The sequence below is a fragment of the Acinetobacter nosocomialis NIPH 2119 genome, assembly GCF_000368085.1.
In the GTDB taxonomy this organism is placed as follows: Bacteria; Pseudomonadota; Gammaproteobacteria; order Pseudomonadales; family Moraxellaceae; genus Acinetobacter; species Acinetobacter nosocomialis.
The window spans coordinates 1,453,714-1,475,601 of the sequence record NZ_KB849239.1; the positions used below are offsets into that span (position 1 = coordinate 1,453,714).

The 21,888-nt window shown below is 39.0% G+C and carries 21 protein-coding genes; 6 read left to right on the forward strand and 15 right to left on the reverse strand.

The annotated features are described in order from the left end of the window. Window positions 1-172: 172 nt before the first annotated feature. The gene (locus tag F984_RS10825) at window positions 173-694 is read right to left on the reverse strand and encodes a chromate transporter (RefSeq protein ID WP_004702206.1); all 522 of its coding nucleotides are present in this window, start codon (window positions 692-694) and stop codon (window positions 173-175) included. Beyond that, complete coding sequence (locus F984_RS10830; protein WP_004709256.1) at window positions 694-1,254, reverse strand: chromate transporter; 561 nt, start codon at window positions 1,252-1,254, stop codon at window positions 694-696. The genes F984_RS10825 and F984_RS10830 overlap by 1 nt, the downstream gene beginning before the upstream one ends. A 101-nt stretch (window positions 1,255-1,355) precedes the next feature. On the opposite strand from F984_RS10830, the gene F984_RS10835 reads away from it, so the two are divergent. After that, complete coding sequence (locus F984_RS10835) at window positions 1,356-2,258, forward strand: LysR family transcriptional regulator (protein ID WP_004709257.1); 903 nt, start codon at window positions 1,356-1,358, stop codon at window positions 2,256-2,258. A gap of 88 nt (window positions 2,259-2,346) precedes the next feature. On the opposite strand, the gene arsB is transcribed toward F984_RS10835, so the two are convergent. Both arsB and F984_RS10845 read right to left on the reverse strand, forming a co-directional pair. Further along, on the reverse strand, window positions 2,347-3,381 hold the full coding sequence (gene arsB, locus F984_RS10840; protein WP_004709259.1) for an ACR3 family arsenite efflux transporter: 1,035 nt from the start codon (window positions 3,379-3,381) through the stop codon (window positions 2,347-2,349). A gap of 104 nt (window positions 3,382-3,485) precedes the next feature. Continuing rightward, complete coding sequence (locus tag F984_RS10845; protein ID WP_004709262.1) at window positions 3,486-3,815, reverse strand: metalloregulator ArsR/SmtB family transcription factor; 330 nt, start codon at window positions 3,813-3,815, stop codon at window positions 3,486-3,488. A gap of 84 nt (window positions 3,816-3,899) precedes the next feature. Between F984_RS10845 and arsC the strand changes: the two genes are divergently transcribed. Next, a complete protein-coding gene (gene arsC / locus F984_RS10850; protein WP_025469316.1) occupies window positions 3,900-4,328 on the forward strand; it encodes an arsenate reductase (glutaredoxin) in 429 nt (142 codons plus the stop codon). 68 nt (window positions 4,329-4,396) lie between these two features. On the opposite strand, the gene F984_RS10855 is transcribed toward arsC, so the two are convergent. The 3 genes from F984_RS10855 to F984_RS10865 form a co-directional block, all read right to left on the reverse strand. Continuing rightward, window positions 4,397-4,558: a DUF1427 family protein gene (locus F984_RS10855; protein WP_000784879.1), complete on the reverse strand. Its 162-nt coding sequence runs from the start codon at window positions 4,556-4,558 to the stop codon at window positions 4,397-4,399. Window positions 4,559-4,614: 56 nt separating this feature from the next. Further along, entirely contained in the window at window positions 4,615-6,489 is a 1,875-nt protein-coding gene (locus F984_RS10860; RefSeq protein ID WP_004709266.1) for an amidohydrolase, read from the reverse strand. Window positions 6,490-6,819: 330 nt separating this feature from the next. Continuing rightward, a complete protein-coding gene (locus tag F984_RS10865) occupies window positions 6,820-7,506 on the reverse strand; it encodes a hydrolase (RefSeq protein WP_004709268.1) in 687 nt (228 codons plus the stop codon). A gap of 194 nt (window positions 7,507-7,700) precedes the next feature. Here F984_RS10865 and F984_RS10870 point away from each other — a divergent pair, with 194 nt between their 5' ends. Beyond that, window positions 7,701-8,591, forward strand: a complete 891-nt coding sequence (locus F984_RS10870) for a LysR family transcriptional regulator (RefSeq protein WP_004709271.1) — start codon at window positions 7,701-7,703, stop codon at window positions 8,589-8,591. A gap of 39 nt (window positions 8,592-8,630) precedes the next feature. On the opposite strand, the gene F984_RS10875 is transcribed toward F984_RS10870, so the two are convergent. Continuing rightward, entirely contained in the window at window positions 8,631-9,380 is a 750-nt protein-coding gene (locus tag F984_RS10875; RefSeq protein ID WP_080631554.1) for a GntR family transcriptional regulator, read from the reverse strand. A gap of 398 nt (window positions 9,381-9,778) precedes the next feature. Here F984_RS10875 and F984_RS10880 point away from each other — a divergent pair, with 398 nt between their 5' ends. Then, the gene (locus F984_RS10880) at window positions 9,779-11,248 is read left to right on the forward strand and encodes an NCS1 family nucleobase:cation symporter-1 (RefSeq protein WP_004709275.1); all 1,470 of its coding nucleotides are present in this window, start codon (window positions 9,779-9,781) and stop codon (window positions 11,246-11,248) included. Beyond that, on the forward strand, window positions 11,245-11,979 hold the full coding sequence (locus F984_RS10885; protein WP_004709277.1) for an aspartate/glutamate racemase family protein: 735 nt from the start codon (window positions 11,245-11,247) through the stop codon (window positions 11,977-11,979). Before F984_RS10880 ends, F984_RS10885 begins: the two co-directional genes overlap by 4 nt. Before the next feature lie 66 nt (window positions 11,980-12,045). On the opposite strand, the gene tauD is transcribed toward F984_RS10885, so the two are convergent. The 4 genes from tauD to tauA are packed head-to-tail and all read right to left on the reverse strand — an operon-like array spanning window position 12,046 to window position 15,646. Continuing rightward, window positions 12,046-12,927 carry a taurine dioxygenase gene (tauD, locus tag F984_RS10890; protein ID WP_004709280.1) on the reverse strand — a complete coding sequence of 294 codons (882 nt, stop codon included), beginning with the start codon at window positions 12,925-12,927 and terminating at the stop codon, window positions 12,046-12,048. A gap of 8 nt (window positions 12,928-12,935) precedes the next feature. Then, the gene (gene tauC, locus F984_RS10895; protein WP_004709282.1) at window positions 12,936-13,805 is read right to left on the reverse strand and encodes a taurine ABC transporter permease TauC; all 870 of its coding nucleotides are present in this window, start codon (window positions 13,803-13,805) and stop codon (window positions 12,936-12,938) included. After that, window positions 13,802-14,596 carry a taurine ABC transporter ATP-binding protein gene (locus F984_RS10900; protein ID WP_004709285.1) on the reverse strand — a complete coding sequence of 265 codons (795 nt, stop codon included), beginning with the start codon at window positions 14,594-14,596 and terminating at the stop codon, window positions 13,802-13,804. The genes tauC and F984_RS10900 overlap by 4 nt, the downstream gene beginning before the upstream one ends. Before the next feature lie 9 nt (window positions 14,597-14,605). Further along, the gene (gene tauA / locus F984_RS10905) at window positions 14,606-15,646 is read right to left on the reverse strand and encodes a taurine ABC transporter substrate-binding protein (RefSeq protein ID WP_025469317.1); all 1,041 of its coding nucleotides are present in this window, start codon (window positions 15,644-15,646) and stop codon (window positions 14,606-14,608) included. A 442-nt stretch (window positions 15,647-16,088) separates the two neighbouring features. Between tauA and F984_RS10910 the strand changes: the two genes are divergently transcribed. Then, entirely contained in the window at window positions 16,089-17,273 is a 1,185-nt protein-coding gene (locus tag F984_RS10910) for a hypothetical protein (RefSeq protein ID WP_004709289.1), read from the forward strand. Window positions 17,274-17,333: 60 nt separating this feature from the next. On the opposite strand, the gene F984_RS10915 is transcribed toward F984_RS10910, so the two are convergent. The 3 genes from F984_RS10915 to F984_RS10925 form a co-directional block, all read right to left on the reverse strand. After that, on the reverse strand, window positions 17,334-18,800 hold the full coding sequence (locus F984_RS10915) for an MFS transporter (RefSeq protein WP_004709291.1): 1,467 nt from the start codon (window positions 18,798-18,800) through the stop codon (window positions 17,334-17,336). A gap of 195 nt (window positions 18,801-18,995) precedes the next feature. Continuing rightward, window positions 18,996-20,387, reverse strand: a complete 1,392-nt coding sequence (locus F984_RS10920) for an LLM class flavin-dependent oxidoreductase (RefSeq protein WP_004709294.1) — start codon at window positions 20,385-20,387, stop codon at window positions 18,996-18,998. Window positions 20,388-20,567: 180 nt separating this feature from the next. Continuing rightward, on the reverse strand, window positions 20,568-21,860 hold the full coding sequence (locus F984_RS10925; protein ID WP_004709296.1) for an acyl-CoA dehydrogenase family protein: 1,293 nt from the start codon (window positions 21,858-21,860) through the stop codon (window positions 20,568-20,570). Between the last annotated feature and the right edge of the window lie 28 nt (window positions 21,861-21,888).

Consider the following 21,888-nt stretch of genomic DNA (forward strand, 5'->3'; position numbering starts at 1 on the left):
ACTCCAATGCATCCAAATTCTTTCAATAGATGCATAGTACGTGAAAACAATGAATAGGTAAAACAGTATGTTTTTATGTATTTGATCGGTTTTTTAGATTTTATTATTACTTACTTCAAATCAAAAAAAGCCAACCTGAACTTATCCCAGCGCAGATCGGCAAACTGGTCAACTAGAGCAACACAACACCAAATACAGCCCCAGCAATCAAAACATGCAAGGGATGAACTTTTTTAATTAAAGATAATAAAGTCGCAATGACTACCATAATGATAAGTAAAGTATTTATTGCTGCCGCCTCAGAAATAATCCAAGCACTGGCAAGCACTGTTCCAACTGTCACAGGCTGTAAAGCAAGCTGTAAAACACGGCGCCATTTTTTGTCTTTAAACTTAGACCAGCCTCTCATTACAAATACAGTAATAAGAGATGACGGTAAAAATTTAGCAGTGGAAGCCACAAGTAAACCTGACAACCCTGCTACATGCCATCCCACCAACGGTACAATCATCATGTTTGGACCAGGAGCTGCTTGCGCCATGGCAAACAAAGCACTAAATTCTTGTGCCGTCATCCAATGATGAATGTCGACTACTTGGCGTTGCATTTCAGGTAAAATTGTATTCCCGCCACCAAATGCAATGAGAGACAACTGAGTAAAAATGATCGCTAAAGCAAGTAGAACTGCGCCCATTACACACGTCTCCAAATAATAGATGAATAAAGTGCCAATAAAATCAACATAGTCAAAAGTAAAGGAACTTTTAGAAAAGCAATACTGACAATTGCAGCTACGACAACACACATCGCTATTGGATTACGTAATAAAGGCTTAATCATTTTCAATCCAGTTGCAACCAAAAGCCCAGCTGCTGCTGCCCCTAAACCTTCGAAAAGATGCTTAACCATCAAGTTATCTTGGAACTGTTCATAAACATAATGTAAAAGTACAACAATTACGGTAGGGGCAAGAATCAAACCAATAAGTGAGCTCACTGCTCCACGGACACCGCGAAACTCCATGCCAATCGCAACAGATAAATTAATAATATTGCCGCCTGGTAAAAATTGACACAAACCAAGTAACTCGGTGAACTTTTCAGGACTTAGCCATTGCCTTTGCTCTACAATAACTTTGCGGGCTAAAGGCAAAACACCACCAAATCCCATTAAACCTAATGTTAAAAAACCTAAAAATAACTCTGTGCAGGTAGGTACACTCTCCTTCTGCACGGCAATCTCAACATGGTTCATTTTCGTTACTTTTCACTTTATCTGACCAAGATAGAATGATACTTTTGTGGTATATCTACAAATGCTTTTATTTTCGTTAACCATACCCTAAAGGTATTTCTATGCTCGATTTACATAAGCTTCATGCCTTTGTTGTAGTGGTTGAAGAAAGAAACATTACGCATGCAGCAAACCGATTGTTTATCCAACAGCCGCCTCTAACGCGTTTACTCAAAAAACTTGAAGAAGAACTCGGTACACAGTTACTTATTCGTCAACCGCGCGGGATTGAACCGACAGAAGCAGGTTTAGCACTATTTAAAGAAGCACAACTTTTATTAGAGCATGCTCGCCATATTACCAAATTGGTGCAAGACGTTAGCCAAGGTAAAACTGGACAGCTTAATATTGGTTTTACAAGTTCCGCAGGTTTGCATCCACTCATTTCACTTGTATTACGTTCGTATCGGGAAATGTACCCTGCTGTACAAACCAAACTTGAAGAAGCAGGCAGTCAAAAGCAACTGGACTGGTTAATTTCAGAAAAACTTGATATTGCTTTTTTAAGAGCGCCGATTAGCCGAGATATTGGTTTGAAGCATCTTCATATTTTAGATGAGCCAATGGTGGTGGCCTTACCTATCGGTCATCCGCTTACAAAGAAGAAAAAAATTAGTTTAAGTAACTTGTCAGAGGAAAATTTTGTTTTATACCGTCGCTCTTCAGGGCAAGGCTTATATGACAATATTTTATATAGCTGCTATCGGGCAGGTTTTAGTCCACGCATTATTCAAGAAGCACCGCGTCCTACTGCGACGCTCAATTTAGTGGCTGCCGGTATTGGAATTAGTATTGTGCCTGCTTCAATGCATAACTTTTGGGACCATGAAATCGTCTATCGCGACTTTGATGATTCAATAAAACTAAATGCGCCTATTTACTTGATTACACGAGAAAATAAAAACTCAGCTAAAGTTGCAAACTTCATTGAACTCATGCAAAAACTTTTACCGACAATGACCTAAGTATAAAAGCCAGACAATAAAAAGTGCCTATATAAAGGCACTTTTTTAGTGATCTTTAGAAAATAGTTCAAATAAATTTTGCGATTTTTTAAGAGTAATACTTTTTCTTTAACCAAAGCGAAACCGAAACCAGTGAGATCAACACTGGTACTTCAACCAATGGCCCGATCACTGTAGTAAAAGCAACTGGTGATGCCAAACCAAAAGTTGCAATGGCTACGGCTAAAGCCAACTCAAAGTTGTTTCCCGCTGCGGTAAATGAAATAGCGGTGGTACGTGGGTAGTTATTCCCCATCCGTTTACTCATAAAGAAACTGATAAAGAACATTACGACAAAGTAAATCGTGAGTGGAATCGCAATACGTAATACATCTAAAGGTAAACTCACTACATCTCCACCTTTTAGACTAAACATAGCAACAATGGTGAAGAGCAAAGCAATAAGGCTGATTGGACTGATCTTTGGCAAAAACTTGGTTTGATACCAATCTAACCCTTTTGATTTAACTAAAAGCAAACGAGTTAAGAATCCCATTAAAAATGGAATACCCAAATACACTAAAACAGCATGGGTAATGGTCCAGAAATTGACATCAATCACTTGCCCTGCCACACCAAAATATGGCGGCAAGAAAGTTAAGAACAACCATGCATAGGTGCTAAAAAATAAAATCTGAAAAATACTATTAAAGGCAACCAATGCTGCAACGTATTGGTTGTCTCCACAAGCTAAGCCATTCCAGACCAATACCATTGCAATACAACGTGCTAAGCCAATTAAAATAAGGCCTGTCATATACTCTGGATAGTTATGCAAAAAAACAATCGCAAGGATAAACATTAAAACTGGAGCAATAATCCAGTTCTGTACCAACGATAAAGTTAAGGTTTTCTTATCCTTAAATACTTCTGGTAACGCAGCATAATCAACCTTTGCTAAAGGTGGATACATCATTAAAATCAAACCAATCGCAATTGGAATATTAACGTTATCTACACTTAACTTATTTAAAGACACAGATGCCTGAGGAAAGAAAACTCCAATGGCTAAACCTAAAGCCATGGCTATAAAAATCCATAGCGTTAGATTTCGGTCTAAAAAGGAAAGCCCTTGTTTGGTCATGTTTTACTCGAAGAAAGAATTGATTAATTTTGCTCAATACACACAAATGACTAATACACTTATACTAAGAAAATCCGAATTTTTAAGACAAAAATCTAGAAAGATTAATCACAACATGTTGTAGTGATAGAAGAATGATCTTGTTGTTTTACCCTTGCCTCAATTTCGTCATTTTCTATCACCTTTAAAATATCTAAAGCCCATACAGGTAAATCAGGATTTAAGCTGTAATAAACCCACTGTCCTTTTCTTTCATCCAGTAATACGCCATGAGTTCTTAGTAAAGCTAAGTGTCGAGAAATTTTGGGTTGGCTCAACTCAAGCTGCTCTGTTAGCTCACAAACACAAATATTTTGTTTGTTTAGAACTAATTTAAGAATGTTTAACCGAGTTTGGTCAGATAGACATTTAAAGAAATCGACTTGGTTGATCATATCTTCAACAAAATATATTCGTTATTGCAAATATACGGATATCCATATATAAATGCAATATCTTAATTTGAAGATCAATTTATCATGAGCGATCAAGTGAAAATCTATCATAATCCTGCTTGTGGAACCTCACGAAATACATTGGCGCTTATTCGTCATGTTGGGCTTGAACCTATCGTTATCGAATATTTACAAACACCTCCAAGTAAAGATGAACTAATCCAACTCATTCAGGATTCAAACTTAAATGTACGGGAAGCCATTCGTAAAAATGTAGATCCCTACAAAGATTTAGAGTTAGAACAAGACCACTGGACCGATGAACAGTTAATTGACTTTATGGTGCAGTATCCAATTTTAATTAATCGTCCATTTGTGGTTACATCAAAAGGCACACGACTTTGCCGCCCTTCTGAGGTTGTCTTAGATATTTTAGATACACAAAACTTAGGCTATTTTGTAAAAGAAGACGGTGAAGTGATTATTGATCAGCAAGGCCATCGTATAAAGTAATTGAAGATATTTATTAATATAAAAAGCTAAATGGCATGGCACCACTTAGCTTTTTTGAATGAAACGGATTAAAAATAGGATTTAATAAAAGGAAGCAGCTGCTCTCCTATTACCATGCCTAATAAACCGACTAATGCAACAAGAGGTGGAGCTGGTGACTTCACATTTAAAACATAATATAAGACACCAACAAGCAATCCTACAGCCAAAGATAATAAGTACATTTTCATGGTACATACCTTAGAAAACCAAGCCATTTAAAGCGGCAGGCTCCCATACTGTTTATTTAAAATGCAAAACACGAGCAACCGAGTGCACCCCAGAAAGACTTTTTGTCTTTATCGTTTACAGGAACGTCAAGCATCCAAGCGTGGCTGTGTCCATGCATGCCACAGCTATTAGCACATGCACACAAAGCACTTTGTGACTGTAATGACTCATTGGATGGTGCATTACGGTTTTCAGATAAACGCCACTGACCACCAAAGTGTTTTACCGGCGACCATGTTGGAGATGCTGGCGGTAACGGCGGATCATCTTGCTTAAACTCTGCCCCTGCGTACACCACCTTGCCACCTAAAACAGTGAGTACAGACTCAATCCACTGGATATCTTCTGCTTCAACTTTGAAGTAGTCATCTGACAGCACAACCAAGTCAGCAAGTTCCCCTGCTGTGAGTGAACCTTTGATATCTTTTTCACCCGAGAACCATGCCGAACCTTTCGTCCAGAGTTTGAGGGCTGTTTGACGGTCTAATAGATTTTTTTCATCATACAAAGGTAATCCACCAACTGTTTTACCTGTAGTCAGCCAATACAAACACACCCAAGGGTTATAAGACGCAACACGAGTCGCATCTGTTCCCGCACCCACAGGAACACCGAGTTCTAACATTTTTTTAACTGGTGGCGTTGCCTGAGCGGCTTCGGCACCATAACGTTTTACGAAAATTTCACCTTGATATGCCATACGGTGTTGAATGGCAATACCACCACCCAACGCACCAATACGCTCGATATTGCGCTCAGATACAGTTTCGGCATGATCAATAATAAATCGGGTCGCAAATGGCTGTTTGGCATTTACGCGCTCAAATACATTGAGTAACCGACTAATGCTTTCATCATAGGTTGCATGAATACGGAATGGCCATTTCTTTTCAGCCAAGTGCTCTACAATGGCTTCGAGTTCACCTTCCATTTTTTCTGGTAAATCTGGACGTGGCTCATAAAAATCTTCAAAGTCACCCGCAGACCACGTCAGGTTTTCACCGGCTCCATTCATTCTAAATAGTTCATCACCATCGCCCGGAAATGTCATTTCTGTCCAGCGGCGATAGTCATCAAGCTCTTGGCCTGCCTTTTGAGCAAATAGGTTATAAGCAATACGTACGGTCATTTGATTTTGGTCGTGTAATTGCTTAATCACATCATAATCTTCAGGATAATTTTGACCGCCACCGCCTGCATCAATTGCAGAAGTAATGCCTAATCGGTTCAGCTCACGCATGAAATGACGAGTTGAATTGACTTGATCTTCAACTGGCAATTTCGGTGCTTTACCTAAGGTTGAATACAAAATCATAGCGGATGGCGTTGCGAGCAACAGTCCTGTTGGCTCACCTTTTTCATCTCTTACAATCTTGCCACCCGGCGGGTCTGGCGTGTCTTTGTTAAAGCCTAATACATCAAGCGCAGCTCGGTTGAGCATCGCACTGGCATATAGATGTAAAACGAATACCGGAGTATCTGGCGCAGCTTTATTAATTTCTTCTAAAGTCGGTAAACGCTTTTCAGCAAATTGGAATTCAGTCCAACCGCCTACTACACGAACCCATTGGGGAGCTGGAGTATTGTCTGCTTGTTCTTTGAGTAAGCGTAACGCATCGGCAACGGATGGCACACCTTCCCAGCGCAACTCCATATTGTAATTGAGACCACCACGAATAATATGCAAATGACTGTCATTTAGCCCCGGTATAACACGACGACCATTTAGGTCTACAACTTTACTTGTTGGTGTTACGAGCTTCATGATCTCATCATTTGTACCCGTGCGGAGAACTTTACCATCTGCAATCGCAATTGCTTGTACTTCCGGGTTCTGAGGATCTAGTGTTGTGATTTTACCGTTTTTGAGTATGAGGCTTATTTCGGTCATTCTGAACTCCATTCTTGTGAATTATTGTTTTAAAAAATAAAGGTATAGCAACAAATATATTTCATTATTCTTTTTTGATTTTACACGACGGAGTCTGACCGTTTTACATCCAATAAGAGGAGTTAATTCTGTTACTTTTCTTTCGGGAAAAGTAACCAAAACCTGAGCTGCCATTAAGGCAGCGCAAGATCTGCAAAACTCGTTCAATTACAATCTTTTCAGATTTTGTCCTGCCTCGAACAGTTGCAGATGGCTTTTCCGCTTATCCAATATAGTCAAAAATCGAATAAATCAACTTAAATATCGAAATACCCTTAACTCAACTATTTCTTATTTTGCAGGAACTGGTGCAAGTACTTCGTGTTTTGAAGTTGTACGTTCAGGCGCCTTATGTACCATGGTATAAGCATAGTCCACACCCATACCGTAAGCACCTGAATGTTCGCGTACAATTGCCATGACTGCATCATAAGTATCGCGATTTGCCCAATCACGTTGCCACTCAAGTAATACTTGTTGCCAAGTTACCGGAACAACACCTGCTTGAATCATACGTTGCATGGCATAGTCATGTGCTTCTTTCGATGTACCACCAGAGGCATCTGCGACCATATAAATTTCATAATCACCTTCAAGCATGGCACCGAAAGCAAAGGTGTTATTGCACACTTCAGTCCACAAACCTGAAACGATTACTTTTTTACGATTATTTTTTGCAAGTGAATCACGTACTTTTTGGTCATCCCATGAATTCATTGAAGTACGTTCTAGTAATGGAGCATCTGGAAATACGTCTAAAAGTTCTGGATAGGTATGACCGGAGAAGCTTTCAGTTTCAACCGTGGTAATGGTGACAGGAATATTGAATGTTTTAGCTGCTTTTGCTAACCCGACCGTATTATTTTTTAATACTTGGCGATCTATTGACTGTACCCCAAAAGCCATTTGTGGCTGATGATCAATAAAAATAACCTGACAATTCGTTGGTGATAATTGTTCTAAAAGTGATTTATTCATGGGTAAACTCCATTATTCCTTAAATGAGGCTTTTAAAACTGCCTTCTGCTTATTATCAAAACAGATAAAAATGTAAAAACATAGACAGCAAATCAGCTCGAATCTGTATGCTGTACGAATACAATCAAAACAATGATTGCTTTTTAATTTTTATAGTTTAATCATAGATATATATTTTTAACTTTCGCTTATCCATGGATCGATTAGACTGTATTTCCACTTTTGTAAGTGTCGTAGAACATGGGAATTTTAGTAGCGCAGCCAGAGCACTCGACATCTCTCGTGACTTAGTGGCCAAACGTGTTTGCTACCTTGAAAATGACCTTAGAACTACACTATTAACCAGAACAACAAGACAGATGAACCTGACCTCTTGTGGGGAAAAATTTTATCAACATAGCAAAGTCATTTTAAGTGAGTTTGAATGGGCTGCTTATGAAATTAGCTACAATCAGCAGTACCCTGAAGGCGAACTCAAGCTTAATACACCCATGTCTTTTAGCAATATTTTTCTTCAACATATTATTTCAGACTTTATAGAGAAATATCCCAGCATTAAAATTGATTTATTCATGACTGATCAGCTATTAGACACGAATAATAATAAATTTGATTTAACAATCCGCGTTGATGGTTCTCCTCCAAATTTGGCAAATAGTAAAATTTTGAATACCTATCAACGATATTTATATGCAGCGCCTGAGTATTTTAATCAGCATGGACTACCAACCTCTTTAGAAGAACTTAAAGAACATAAGTTTCTGATTTACTATCAAGATAGCCGACATAAAAAATTGATTTTTCAAAAAGATCACAAAGAAGTGTCTTTTAATTGCTTCCCTGTGATGACCTGTAATAATGGTGAATTATTATTAGATATGTGTCTAAAGAATCACGGTATTGTTTTTCTTCCAGAGTTTATTGCAGAGCCTTACTACAAAGAAGGTAAATTACAGAAATGTTTGGAGGATTACACTAGTCAGCCACTTCACTTATATGTGACATGGCCAAACCGTAAGATTTTATCGAAGAAAGTAAAACTATTTATTGATTTTTTAACACGTCAAATCGTTCCCATAAAATAACCAATCTGGGCCTTTTCCATAGGAATTGGCCCATAATTTTTAGTTAGTTTGCGGCGTTTCAATCTTCTTATTTTTAAATAAATTTAATAAATTTTGCTCTGCAGACACTGTACTGTTTTCTTCAATAAATGTAGTTGCGTAGTGTTCTAAATGCTCTTCCATCAATTGAGTTGCGCGCTTTTCATCGCCTTGTTCAATGGCATCTAAAATTGCACGGTGTTCATCTGCCGAACAATTATTATGTTTTGGAATCTCATACAATCCAATTAATAACGAAGTTCTCGCAATAAGCGTCTGCAAATAACTAGACATGATCGAATTTTGATTAGCTTCAATTAGCTTTAAATGAAATTGACCTGATAGCTTAATCCACTCAGCCCAATTTCCAGCTAAACGCTCTTTAGACTCTTGATCGACCAAGCCTCGAAGCTCACTAAAATCTAGGCTGTGTGACTTTTGAGCTAGCTTTTTTACAGTAGCGATTTCAAGCATGCTGCGTGCTTCAAAGACCTCTTTTGTTTCATGAGCACTATGTTTTGCGATGAGTGCCCCACGATTGGGCTGAATTTCAATAACCTTATCATGGGCAAGTTTGACAAAAACACGTCTTAACACGCCTCGTGTTACACCGAAAGCTTCACATAAAGGTGCTTCAACTAAACGTGCACCAGGGGCAAGTTGTCGATTTAAAATAGCATCTACAATAGCGTTATATATATGGTCATCAATTTCATCATTGCTCATTTCTACGGCTTTTTTTGGTGCACTCGATGACATTGATTTCTCCATTTTTATTAACGTCCCCCTTTTTTAGAACTTTATCTCTTTTGAAGAGTGTAAGTTTAACTTAAGCATTTGGGAATATTTCTCTAACTTTCACAACATATATACTGAGCTGAACAATTCAATATTAGATCTCTAAATATCTACTTATACACCTAAATTTACTTACTTTTTATAAAAAATTAAGCCCGTCTCAGTTTATAAATCTCTCTCTTCATATTCCAAAATCGTATCAAGCGAAATCACTCATCAATACTACATCTCTAGTTTGGCATAACTTTTGCTCAATGAATTATGCACAATCTAAATAACACATTGTGCACAATTTTAATTTCATTCTTTTAGTCAGTATTTCAAGCTGCTGAAGAACGTGCCCGCCCAACATAGGGAAGTGAGTGTTCAAGATGAATAATACCGAAGCAATAATTAAACCTTCTTATGATGCAAAGCTAACAAATCAAGACTTAGCTCCTTTAAAAAAGCAAACTTGGGGTGCTTATAATATTTTTGCCTTCTGGATGTCTGATGTTCATAGTGTCGGCGGTTATGTCATGGCTGGGAGCCTTTTTGCACTCGGGCTCAATAGCTGGCAGGTACTTTTATCTTTACTTATCGGCATTGCCATAGTTCAGTTTTTTACCAATCTGATTGCCAAGTCTAGCCAACAAACTGGTACGCCCTATCCTGTGATTTGTCGTGCCACTTTCGGTGTGCTTGGTGCAAATATTCCTGCTGTTATCCGCGGTCTTATTGCTGTGGCTTGGTATGGCATTCAAACCTATCTGGCCTCAAGTGCTTTCTTATTGGTCATTTTAAAATTCTTTCCAGAATGGACAGCTTATGCTGATGTTTCAACTTACGGCTTTCTTGGGCTTTCCTATTTAGGATGGGTTGGCTTCATGCTGCTTTGGTTACTACAAGCGATTGTTTTCTGGTCTGGCATGGACAGCATTCGTAAATTTATTGACTGGGCAGGTCCGGCTGTCTACGTTGTAATGTTTGCCATGGCAGTCTGGCTAATCTGGAAAGCTGGCTGGCAAAATATTGATTTAAACTTGAGTGGTGTTCAATACGACGGGTTTGCGGTTGTACCAGTCATGATTGGTGCTATTGCGCTTGTTGTTTCATATTTTTCAGGGCCTATGCTGAACTTTGGTGACTTTTCTCGTTATGGCAAAAGTTTTAATGCCATTAAAATGGGGAACTTTCTTGGACTACCGATTAACTTCTTAGGCTTTTCGTTACTTACTGTGGTGTGTATTGCGGCAACGCTTCCAGTCTACGGCAAGCTCATTACTGACCCTGTCGAAATGGTTGGAAAACTGGATAATACATTTGTAGTCATTTTAGGGAGTTTGACCTTAATGATTGCCACCATTGGGATTAATATTGTTGCGAACTTTGTCTCACCTGCCTTTGATTTTTCTAATGTTTCACCAAGCAAAATTAGCTGGCGTATGGGTGGAATGATTGCAGCAGTAGGTTCAATTTTCATTACCCCATGGAATTTGTTCAATAACCCTCAAGTGATCCATTATACCATTGATATTTTAGGTGCATTTATCGGTCCACTTTTTGGTGTATTGCTCTCCGATTTTTACCTCGTTAAAAAACAGAAAATCGTGGTAGATGATTTATATACTTTAGATACTCAAGGCTCGTATTGGTACAAAAATGGTTATAACCACTCTGCTTTTTATGCCTTAATTCCAGCTTCATTAATTCCTATTCTCTGCGTACTTTTACCACAACTGTCTGGGCTAGCTAATTTCACATGGTTTATTGGTATGGGATTTGGTTTTGTCATTTACCGATTTCTTAACCAACCGCTTAGCCATGCTAAATCGGCAATGACTAAGGTAAAAGTACAATGAAAATTAAAATTATTAATCCCAATACCATCCAAAGCATGACTGACAAAATTGCTGCATCAGCAAAGATAGTCGCAAATTCTGATACTCAAATTATTGCTGTGAGTCCTCAAATGGGACCTGCAACGATTGAAAGTTATTATGATGAAGCTCTAAGTGCCGTAGGTGTGCTGGAGGAAATCCGCCAAGGTGAACTTCTAGGTGTAGATGCCTATATCATTGCCTGTTTTGGTGATCCTGCGCTTTACGCTGCCCGTGAAATGACGTCAGCACCTGTGATTGGGATTGCTGAAGCAGCTATGCGAACTGCAAGTTATGTCAGTACTGGTTTTAGTGTAGTCACAACCTTACAACGCACAGTGAATATGAGCTGGCATCTGGCACATCGTTATGGCGCTACGCCATTTTGCAAAAATGTTCGGGCATGTGATATCGCAGTTGAAGAGTTGGAGCTTCCTGACTCAGCCGCTTATCGAACAATAAGAGATGAGTGCAAAAAAGCGCTCGCAGAAGATAAAAGCGATGCGATTGTTTTGGGCTGTGCAGGTATGAGTGATTTATGTCTAAAGCTACAAAACGAGTTAGATGTAATCGTTATTGACGGCGTTGCAGCAGCCGTTAAACAAGCTGAAATGTTAGTCCAATTAAATTTAAAAACCAGCAAAATTGGTGATTGGGCTTCACCTCCTGTAAAGAACTACACAGGCATATTGTCAGGATTTGGAATGCGCTAAAGAGTTATTGTTTCAATTCCAACTCAAAACGCTGCGTTGGAATTGAAACGGCTAAAAACCAAAGAATTAAACTTCAGCTAACTCTGGCTGTTGTTCTTCTTTATAAAATGGTACATCGCCATTAATCGTTGCGCGGTGCATGATGCGATGAGCATCGCCATAATCAAATAATGCTTTATGTTGTGTGCAACGGTTATCCCAAATCGCGACGTCACCGTCTTGCCATTTCCAGCGTAAATGAAATTGCTCTTGGGTCGCATGTTCAAACAAGAAATTAAGTAATTGCTCACTTTCTTGTTCAGGTAACCCATTAATGCGAGTGGTAAAGCCTTCACTTACGAACAACAAAGGCTCACCAGTAACCGGATGAGTACGCACCACTGGGTGAACCACTGGCGGGTTACGCTTAAAGGTTTGTAAAAGCTTTTCACGCTCTTCTTCATTATGGGCAAAACGCTCAAGTGGAAAAGACTTACGAATATCGTGTGTTGCAGTTAAGCCACGTAGTTTTTGCTGTAACTCAAGCGGCAGCCCTTTAAAAGCTGCTGTGTTGCTCGACCATAATGTATCGCCGCCTACAGGTGGAATTTTAATGGCTTGCAACACACAACCTAAAGGTGGAGTTTTACTAAAAGTCACGTCTGTGTGCCAAAGTTCATTGTCACGCAAATCTTGTTTCCAACTGTCGAGCACCATCACCTCAGGTACATCTTCAATTGAAGGATAAATCGGGTGCACATGTAAGGTGCCAAAACTACGTGCCAAGTCTGCTTGTGCTTGTGGTGCTAATTGTTGCTTTCGAAAAAAAATGACCTGATGATCAAGCAAAGCCTGCTGGATTTGTTGCGTTGTCTGTTCATTTAACGCATTCAAATCAATATCGTGAATAATTGCGCCAATGGTAGGCTTGATCACTTCTACATTTAAGTTTGCTACTACTGTATTCATCTTCTTTACTACAACTGCTGACCATACCAAGGAGAAAACTGTTTTTGTAACCAACGTAAAAACAGCTCAAAACTAACCGCGACAATCGCAATCACAATAATGCCCAGAATCACCGTATCGGTAATTAAGAACTGCGCTGCCGATTGCACCATAAAACCAATACCGCGGTCCGCTGCAACCAACTCTGCTGCAACTAATGTTGACCAACCCACCCCAAGACCAATACGAATACCGGTAATAATATGAGGTAAAGCCGTTGGTAAAATGACATGCCAAAAGACTTGTGACTGACTTGCCCCTAACGACAATGCCGCACGTTCACGATTCAGCTGATGGCTTAATACACCGTGCGCACTACTAATAATCACAGGCGCCAAAATCGAGAAGAAAATCAAAAGTACTTTTGTGGTTTCGCCAATACCAAACCAAATAACAAGTAATGGCAAATAAGCTAACGGTGGAATTGGACGTAATAATTCAACCAAAGGATCTAGAACAGCGCGAACCCATTTGTTCAGCCCCATCCATAAACCCAGCGGAACACCAATCACTACGGCTGCAATCAAAGCCAAAAACACACGAGAGATACTGGCTGCCAAGTGTTGCCACAAAGTTGCCTTCATAAAGCCTTCTTGACTGACCGATATAAATTTTTGCCATACTGCCTGTGGACTCGGTAAAAATAGTTCAGGTACGACGTGCAAAGCAGTAATGAGGAACCAGAGCGCAACCACACTTCCTACACTGATTATGCTAACTGCCAAAGTGTGGTGCTTTTCAAAAAATGACGATAGAAATGAAGCATTTTCTGTTTGCACATTTAACTCAGGTTTAAGCTCTGCTTTGTCATATTCATAGACGTTATCTTTAGTGTTCATGTAGGTAACGCCTCCTTACCGCTTTGTTTTTGTGCCCTTAAACTTTCAAATAGCTGTTCTCTGAGCTGAATAAATTGAGAATCCGATTTAATTGAGCGAATAGACTCGCCCTGACGATATCTTTGGGCAAAATCGAGGTGTAGAGTTTCTACAATTTTGCCTGGATGCGCTGTCATTAGTACCAGCTGATTGCTGAGTAATAATGCTTCTTCAATGTCATGAGTAATCAAAAAGAAGCTTTTATTTTGTTGAATCCATAAATCGAGCACTAACTGCTGCATGTTTTCACGCGTAAAAGCATCTAATGCCGCAAAAGGTTCATCTAATAAAATAAACGGCGCGTGACTGATCAAAGCTCTGGCAATACCAACACGTTGTTTCATACCACCGGAAAGCTCCCAGATATTGGCTTTTTCAACGTGACTTAAACCCACAATTTTTAAAATTGCCCTCACTTGTTTCTCAATCTCTGCACGCTTTAAACCTTTTAACTGCAAAGCGAAGCCAACATTATCTGCAACATTCAACCAAGGAAGTAAGGCGTGATCTTGAAATACAACAGCACGAGTTACATCTGGTCCAGTTACGACTTCATGATTTACAAGCACATCACCAGAACTTGGCTTTTGAAATCCTGCCAAGATATTAAGCAAAGTTGTTTTGCCACAACCTGACTCACCTAAAATTACGGTTAAAGAGCCTTCTTCAATGGTTAGGTTAATGTCTTGTAAAACTGGCTTTTGCTGTTTAGGAAAAGTCAGATGAATATGTTTGGCTTCTAATACACTCATGACAACTCCTTAAGGCTGCAAAAATGAAGAATTCACATTGCCTTTATAATCGGCTTTCAGTTGATCGACCTTGCCCTGACCTTTTAAGAATTTCGCTGTATCAAAAATATTTTGTGCGAATTCGCCATCTAACGTTTGTTTTTGCTGTGCACGGTCAAGGTAAATATTTCCACTTAATAAAAGCGGGATATCTTTTGCATCTGAACCTGTTAACTGTGCAATTTTTAGCACGTTATCGGCATCTTTAACGTAAGAAGCTGGGTCTTGGTTATATTTTTCGAGTTGCTCAAGTGTGGTTTTAACAAAAGCTTTTAAGAAGTCAGGATTTTTCTCTGCAAAATCTTTACGTACCACCCATAAGTCATAAGTTGGAGCACCCCATTCACCCACTTGTTTTGAGTCGGTTAAAACCGTACCAGATGCTTTGGCTTTACTTAAAGCAGGTTCCCACACATAGGCAGCATCAATATCTCCACGTTCCCATGCAGCTGAAATTTCAGGTGGACGCAAGTTAATAATTTTTACTTTGTCTTCTGGAATATTCCAATGTTTAAGTGCAGACAAAAGGCTGTAATGGGTTGTTGAAACAAAAGGTACAGCAATGGTTTTGCCAATTAAATCTTGAGGAGTTTTAATGCCTGATTTATTACTTACCACGAGTGCTTCAGACGCACCAAGTTTTGAAGTAATTAAGAATACCTCAATCGGTAAATTGCGGCTTGCTGCAGCAGCAAGTGGGCTTGAGCCAATATTGCCAAGTACGACATCACCTGAAGCCAGAGCGTTAACAACGTCTGAGCCTGCATCAAATTTTTTCCATTTAATATTACGTTGACTATTTTTTTCATAGTCTCCGTTAGCCTGTGCAACTTTGCTTGGGTCAACCCCAGTTTGATAAGCAATCACAACAGGTTTGTTGTCACGAACTGAAGCACTTGTATTATTGTCTTTCTTATTTTGCCATACGATAAATGCAACAATTGCGACGATAACAATTGCCGTGACAATCAGCGGTTTGGTCTTCGTGCTCATAATTTCATGATCTTTCAATAATATAAGCCTATGGTATGCAGCTGGCTTTATAATGAAAAATAAAAAAATATGAGTTGCTTATCTAGTTTTTATAAATAACTTTTCTTCATAAGTTTTTATCTTTTGGTAAAAAGCAAATTTTAAGTAATCTTATAGAATAGATACAAAATTAAAATACTTATATATCAATAAGTAAAAACGTTATTCCCAAATCATATGATTGGAAAAGCCTGACATATACCCTCTAGTATTTTATCCTACTCGCCTTTAATCAATTTTTCTTTTGGCCTATCGCATTAGACGTTTTGCATCTAATCAATTTTCGCCATTTTTTATAAAGATCAGATTTTATTATCTTTTTATCTTAAAACTTCTGCAAATATTGAGATTTGGACAAATCTTTTTCTGGTTTATACATGACGCAAATTTAATTTTTATTTTTAAGAGGAGAAAAATTCTTTTGTTTAAACATTCTCAAATTTTGAAAAAAACATTAATTACAACGTTTTTAATTACACTCAGCCTCTCAAGTCATGCAGCGCTTACCTTTGGTAATGCTGAAGAAGGCCAACTTAAAGTGAGTGGTACTGTTCGGGCTAAATATGTTTATGATTTTGACTCTGAACCTTCTACCAGTAAATTTTCTTTTAATGACGCGGTCTTATGGCTGGACTACAACTCCCCGAAATGGATTGGCCGTTTAGATTATCGGGTTTATGAATATTATGGACGTTTAGGCGATGCAAATTGGCTCACTGATGCATGGTTGGGTTATAAAATTAATGACAACAGTAAAATTATTGCTGGCTTAAACCCTGTTCCTTTTGGCTTGGGCCGCTTTTGGGGAAATACTTATTATTTAGGTATTGCCAATAGTGCTGGCTGGGAAGATGTACATAACCTTGGGGTGAAATATGATTTCAATGATGGAATCAATGAAGCTCAACTCGCCTTTTATCCTACCGATGGTGGCACTTATAGAGGTAAAAGCAAAGACTCGAGTCGATTTAGTATCAATCCTGTCAATGCAGATGACTCTGTACCAGAAGGCACTAATACCAAAGAAAAGAACTCGATTGTTGTTCGCGGTGCGCATACCTTTAAAAATATCTTAGGCCAAGAAAATTTCTCTACTCAACTTGGCGCCTCCGCATGGTATTCCACCATTGAAAATAAACGTTCAGGGCAAGATGGCGATCGCCAAGTTTATTCGGTTTTTAGCAATACCAATTACAACCAATGGAATTTACAGCTTTTGGCTGGTTATCAAAACATTGATAATGCCGACAATCAATATAAAGATCATCTGACCTTGGGTGGTTTCGATTATTCATTTAACTCGGCAACCAAAGGTCAGATTTATTCAGCCGAACTGAGCTATTTATTTCCTCGGCAGTTTGGCCCAATTACCTCTGTTCGCCCGTATTTAAACTACAGCTCTTATCGAAAAGAGCAAGATGGCTTTAAAGACTCTACCCGTTTTATTCCCGGCATTGCATTTAACTATCAAAAATTGACAGTACAAGCCGAGTTGCTGATGGGTAAACATGATCCATATTTAGGAGACAGTGAAGGTCTTGCGGCTGGCGGAAGCAATGATAAATGGAACAAAAAAGCATTTGTGATTTTTGCTTACTACTTCTAACGCTTAAAATAAAGGCCAACAGATGTTGGCCTTTATTTTCTTTAGATATCTACTTTCACTTTAGTCAATTACTGGTGAATTACTGAGAGAAAGTTCTGGAGAAGATTCATCAATAACATCGACATCTTGAGCGGTAGGCTCAAACTTAATTAGCAGTCCAATCACAATTAAAGGAATAAACGCAAAGATAGAAATAATCAGGTAAACATCGGTTTTATAACCCGCCATCCAGATTGGTAAAACAAACAAAGCAATTGCTTGAGCAACACCCGTTACCGCACGGTTAAAGCCGACCCCAACGCCACGAATCGAAGCAGGATAAGCCATTGTTGGATAAACCATCATTTGTGCGCCGGGACCAAAGCCTTCCGCAAAAAGCCACAAACCGAGCATGCCAACTGCGGTGTAGAGTAAAAAGCTATTACCAGGCTCACCAATGAATGCCAAGGCAATGAGGGCAATAAACTGAAGTAAAAAACCCGTGAGCAACACATGACGAGATTTAAATCTGCTAGCAACAAATACGCCTAATAGTCCGCCTGTAAATGCAAACAATAAATTAAGCCCAAGTGTGGTGGTAATGGTCGTCAAGACATCGGTATGAAAGAACCGCGTTAAAATAGAAGGTAAAAAGAAAGCAATCGTCGTGTACTGAAATGCCACCGAAATATGAATCACAATTGCCACAATAGTTCTTGGCAAATAGGTTTTATTAAATAAAACAGCAAAACCCTCACGCTTTTTCTTTTCAGCAGTTCTTTCTACTTTTTCAACTGTAGCGACTGCATGAATTGCATAAGACTCTTGTAGAACTTGAGCTGCGCCTTTTAAATCGCCTTGATTCGCAAGCCAAATGGGTGACTCAGTTAAATATTTACCCCGAATAAAAATAATGAGTAACGCTGGCACTGCTCCAAAAATTAAAGATGCTCGCCATAACCAGTTACTATGCTCAGGGGGTAAAAGAAAATAAAGCGCCAGAACTAGGCCAAAACACACCGAAGAAGCGGCATACCACATTGGGCACCATGCGGCTAAACGCGCTGCCTTATTGCTACTACCGTTAAATTTGGAAAACTCAGATAAGTAGGACATTGCCACAGGCAGATCAATCCCCACACTAATTCCCATAATAAATCTGGCTAAAATCAAAACCCATACATTTGGTGCAAAGCCTGCGACAATTGCCGCAATGACAAAGAGCACCATGTCCGCCATAAAGACTCGATAACGGCCAATTTTATCTGTCAGCCAACCACCAATCAGGTTCCCCACAATGGTTCCGCAGACAATTGCTGAAGCCACCACACCAGTCATAACAGGGCTTAAAGAAAACTCTGAGATGACTTGCTCAATACCGAAAGAGAGCGTTGTTAAATCATAGGCATCAATAAACACCCCAATTAGTGCCAACCAAATAACTTTATTCGATTTGCCCTTCCCTGCAAATTTTGAAATTAATTGTGAAACATCATCGGAAGATTTAATTTCATAACGGTGGTTATGATCGAGTTCTTGTGTGTTCACTTAATAATTCCTGTATTTTAATCACAGAAACAAAATAATGATTATTCGCACCATACAAAAACAAATTAATCTGATGTTTTAATCTAAATTATAGAATTATCTTTTCATTATTAACTCAGAAGTAAAACCGATATAAAAAGACAAAATAAATAGCTGGTATTTAACCAACTATTTATTTAAAGACTTTCCAAAATATTAACTCGCCTCAGCAAGTTTTAACTCTTTTAGATTACGATATTTTGCACCACGATGATTTTCAGGCAAATATGGCCCAGCACCAAATAATTTTTCTCTTAATGTTCCTTGTGTATACGAAGTTTGATATACCCCTCTTTTTTGCAACTCTGGAACAATAAACTCAACCACATCGGCAAAGGTTTGATGAGCCAAAATATAGGCAAGGTTAAAGCCATCAACATCGGTATCTTCAACCCATTGCTGTAAAGCATCCGAAACGGTTTCTGCCGAACCCACCAATACTGGCCCATTACCGCCTAAGCTGTTCCAGTTTGCAATTTCTTCAATAGTCCAAACACGTTCTGGGTCCGCATTTACATAAGAATCTAGTAAAGATTGAATGGCATTGGTTTGAATATATTCAACTTTATCCGTTGGCTGGTATTGTGAAAAATCCACACCAGACCAGCCAGACAGCAATGTTAAAGCGCCATCGTAACTTCCATAGCTTTGATATTCTTTAAATTTAGCCTGTGCTTTTGCATCTGTTTCATCAGTGACAATCGACAAAAGTGCATAAATTTTAACTGAGTACGGGTCGCGGCCTTCTTGAACCAATTTCTGGCGAATGCCCTGTACCACTTTTTTAGTGGCAATTTTAGACGGCGCTGCAATAAATACACACTCGGCATTTTGACTCGCAAACTTCTGCCCACGTGAAGATGCCCCCGCTTGATAAAGTACTGGTGTTCGCTGCGGTGATGGCTCACAAATATGGATGCCCGGTACAGTAAAGTATTTACCTTCGTGCTGAATTGGATGCACTTTTTTATGGTCAGCAAAAATACCGCTTTCACGGTCACGAAGTACCGAACCTTCTTCCCAAGACCCTTCCCAAAGTTTGTAAAGGACTTCTAAATATTCATCGGCGATATCATAACGATTATCATGATTAACCTGAGTTTTTAGACCCAAGTTTTTTGAACCACTTTCCAAATAAGACGTCACGATATTCCAACCAACTCGCCCTTTGGTTAAATGGTCTAGCGTGCTAATACGTCTAGCAAAAGGATAAGGATGCTCAAAGGAAATCGAAGTTGTGACACCAAAACCCAAGTGCTTTGTGACTGCCGCCATCGCTGGCACAATCTGTAGCGGATCATTGACCGGAACTTGCACTGCCCCTGTTAAGGCATGTTCGGCACTTTGATGATAAACGTCGTAAATACCAAGTACATCTGCAATAAAAATACCGTCAAAAAAACCACGCTCAAGAATTTGGGCTAAATCTGTCCAATATTCTAAATCTTTATATTCAACAGATCGGTCTTGAGGATGTCGCCATAATCCAGGAGATTGATGAGCAATACAATTCATTTCAAAAGCGTTAAAACTAATTCTCTTAGTCATAAAATAACAACCAGCATTTTATTTAATTCTTATACTAAAGCAATTTTTATATTTTCTTTATAATATATACCCCAAACAAAATACGATTTTATTCTAATAGATTTTTATAATTTAATTAAAACAATAAAAATAATATTAAGCCACTAAAAATAGCAGCTTAATATCTACAATTATCAATTATTATTTAGCAACATTCCCTATTCGCCATTGATACGGTGGTAATGTGCCGTTCACACTAAAATCACCAATAATTCGATTTTTAAATACTCTCGGGTTATGTGAAGCTAAAGTCCGCACATTACGCCAGTACCGATCTAAACTTAAATCTTTATCTGTTGCGGAAGCACCCAAAGCGTCAAATAAAATTGTAGAAGCATTTAAAATTAAATCAGTAATGACCGTTTGAGACTGCGCACTTTCAAGCTCGGCAAGTGCATTTTGTTCTTCTTCAAGCTGTTCATTATTTTGAAATGCAGCCAAATAAGCACGCTGTAAGCTTTGTGCAACTTTTTCAACAATCGCTCCTGCACTGTAAGCTGCGCCACGAATTTGTCCTACGACTTGTAAAATTTGCGGATCTTGTTTTACAAATTGAGCATTTGCATGCGTGTAGTTTCGGGTACGTTTTGCTACAGCTTGAGAAACATCATAGGTTGCAGCACGCCCTAGACCTGTAATGATTGCCAGTTGGACCAGTTGATAATAAGCCGCTGAATATTTAAAACGGTCATCATCAGGTAAAATTTCAGCTTCATCGACCAATACATCATGGAAATATGCCGTACCACTTGCAGTGAGCTGCTGTCCAAAGCCATTCCAGTCATCGACAATTTCGACACCTTCATCTTCACGGCGAACAACAACTGAGCCAGACTCTCCTTTTAAATCTGTTACCCCAACATCCACCCAGTCTGCATATAGACTCCCTGTGGTGTAGTATTTTTTGCCTTTAACGCGAATTTTTCCGTCACTATCTCGATATAAGTGCGTTTCAAACTGATCGATTGACTCTTTGCCGCCTTCAGACCATGCACTACCGACAGTTTCCCCATTGGCAATTCGGCTCAGCCAACGCTGCTGAAACGCTTTATCTTTACTTACCAAGACATCCTCAGTAAAACCAAAATGCACACGCAAAGCTTGCGGTAAGTTTGAGTCGGCCTCTGCAAGTTCAATAAGCAATGCAAATAGTTCAGGAATAGTTGCATCAAAACCACCATGAGCTTTTGGAAGTCGTAATCGTGTAAAACCAATATCTTTGAGCCACTGGAGTTGTTCATATGGCAAAATATGCTGCTGCTCACGGATTAAAGCCCCTTCTTTAATACGGGCAAACGTCGGTCTGAAGTTACTTGCCAATTCATCATACCGTGGTGACGGTCCTTCACCCCATACCCGCGAAATGATAGAAGCCTGGCTCAGTGCAGCGTGAGTTAATGAACCGAGATGATGCTCAAAATTTAAATTTGTCATGTAAGTAAAACCAATATTGCTTTGCTTT

Bases quoted from the DNA above. Each gene is read 5' to 3' on its own strand.
- F984_RS10885 (WP_004709277.1), top strand. From the start codon at position 11,245: ATGAAAATTAAAATTATTAATCCCAATACCATCCAAAGCATGACTGAC.
- arsB (WP_004709259.1), bottom strand. From the start codon at position 3,381: ATGACCAAACAAGGGCTTTCCTTTTTAGACCGAAATCTAACGCTATGG.
- F984_RS10825 (WP_004702206.1), bottom strand. From the start codon at position 694: ATGGGCGCAGTTCTACTTGCTTTAGCGATCATTTTTACTCAGTTGTCT.
- F984_RS10875 (WP_080631554.1), bottom strand. From the start codon at position 9,380: ATGGAGAAATCAATGTCATCGAGTGCACCAAAAAAAGCCGTAGAAATG.
- F984_RS10925 (WP_004709296.1), bottom strand. From the start codon at position 21,860: ATGACAAATTTAAATTTTGAGCATCATCTCGGTTCATTAACTCACGCT.
- tauC (WP_004709282.1), bottom strand. From the start codon at position 13,805: ATGAACACTAAAGATAACGTCTATGAATATGACAAAGCAGAGCTTAAA.
- F984_RS10835 (WP_004709257.1), top strand. From the start codon at position 1,356: ATGCTCGATTTACATAAGCTTCATGCCTTTGTTGTAGTGGTTGAAGAA.
- F984_RS10880 (WP_004709275.1), top strand. From the start codon at position 9,779: ATGAATAATACCGAAGCAATAATTAAACCTTCTTATGATGCAAAGCTA.
- F984_RS10865 (WP_004709268.1), bottom strand. From the start codon at position 7,506: ATGAATAAATCACTTTTAGAACAATTATCACCAACGAATTGTCAGGTT.
- arsC (WP_025469316.1), top strand. From the start codon at position 3,900: ATGAGCGATCAAGTGAAAATCTATCATAATCCTGCTTGTGGAACCTCA.
- F984_RS10920 (WP_004709294.1), bottom strand. From the start codon at position 20,387: ATGACTAAGAGAATTAGTTTTAACGCTTTTGAAATGAATTGTATTGCT.
- F984_RS10900 (WP_004709285.1), bottom strand. From the start codon at position 14,596: ATGAGTGTATTAGAAGCCAAACATATTCATCTGACTTTTCCTAAACAG.
- tauD (WP_004709280.1), bottom strand. From the start codon at position 12,927: ATGAATACAGTAGTAGCAAACTTAAATGTAGAAGTGATCAAGCCTACC.
- F984_RS10830 (WP_004709256.1), bottom strand. From the start codon at position 1,254: ATGAACCATGTTGAGATTGCCGTGCAGAAGGAGAGTGTACCTACCTGC.
- F984_RS10845 (WP_004709262.1), bottom strand. From the start codon at position 3,815: ATGATCAACCAAGTCGATTTCTTTAAATGTCTATCTGACCAAACTCGG.
- F984_RS10860 (WP_004709266.1), bottom strand. From the start codon at position 6,489: ATGACCGAAATAAGCCTCATACTCAAAAACGGTAAAATCACAACACTA.
- F984_RS10855 (WP_000784879.1), bottom strand. From the start codon at position 4,558: ATGAAAATGTACTTATTATCTTTGGCTGTAGGATTGCTTGTTGGTGTC.
- F984_RS10870 (WP_004709271.1), top strand. From the start codon at position 7,701: ATGGATCGATTAGACTGTATTTCCACTTTTGTAAGTGTCGTAGAACAT.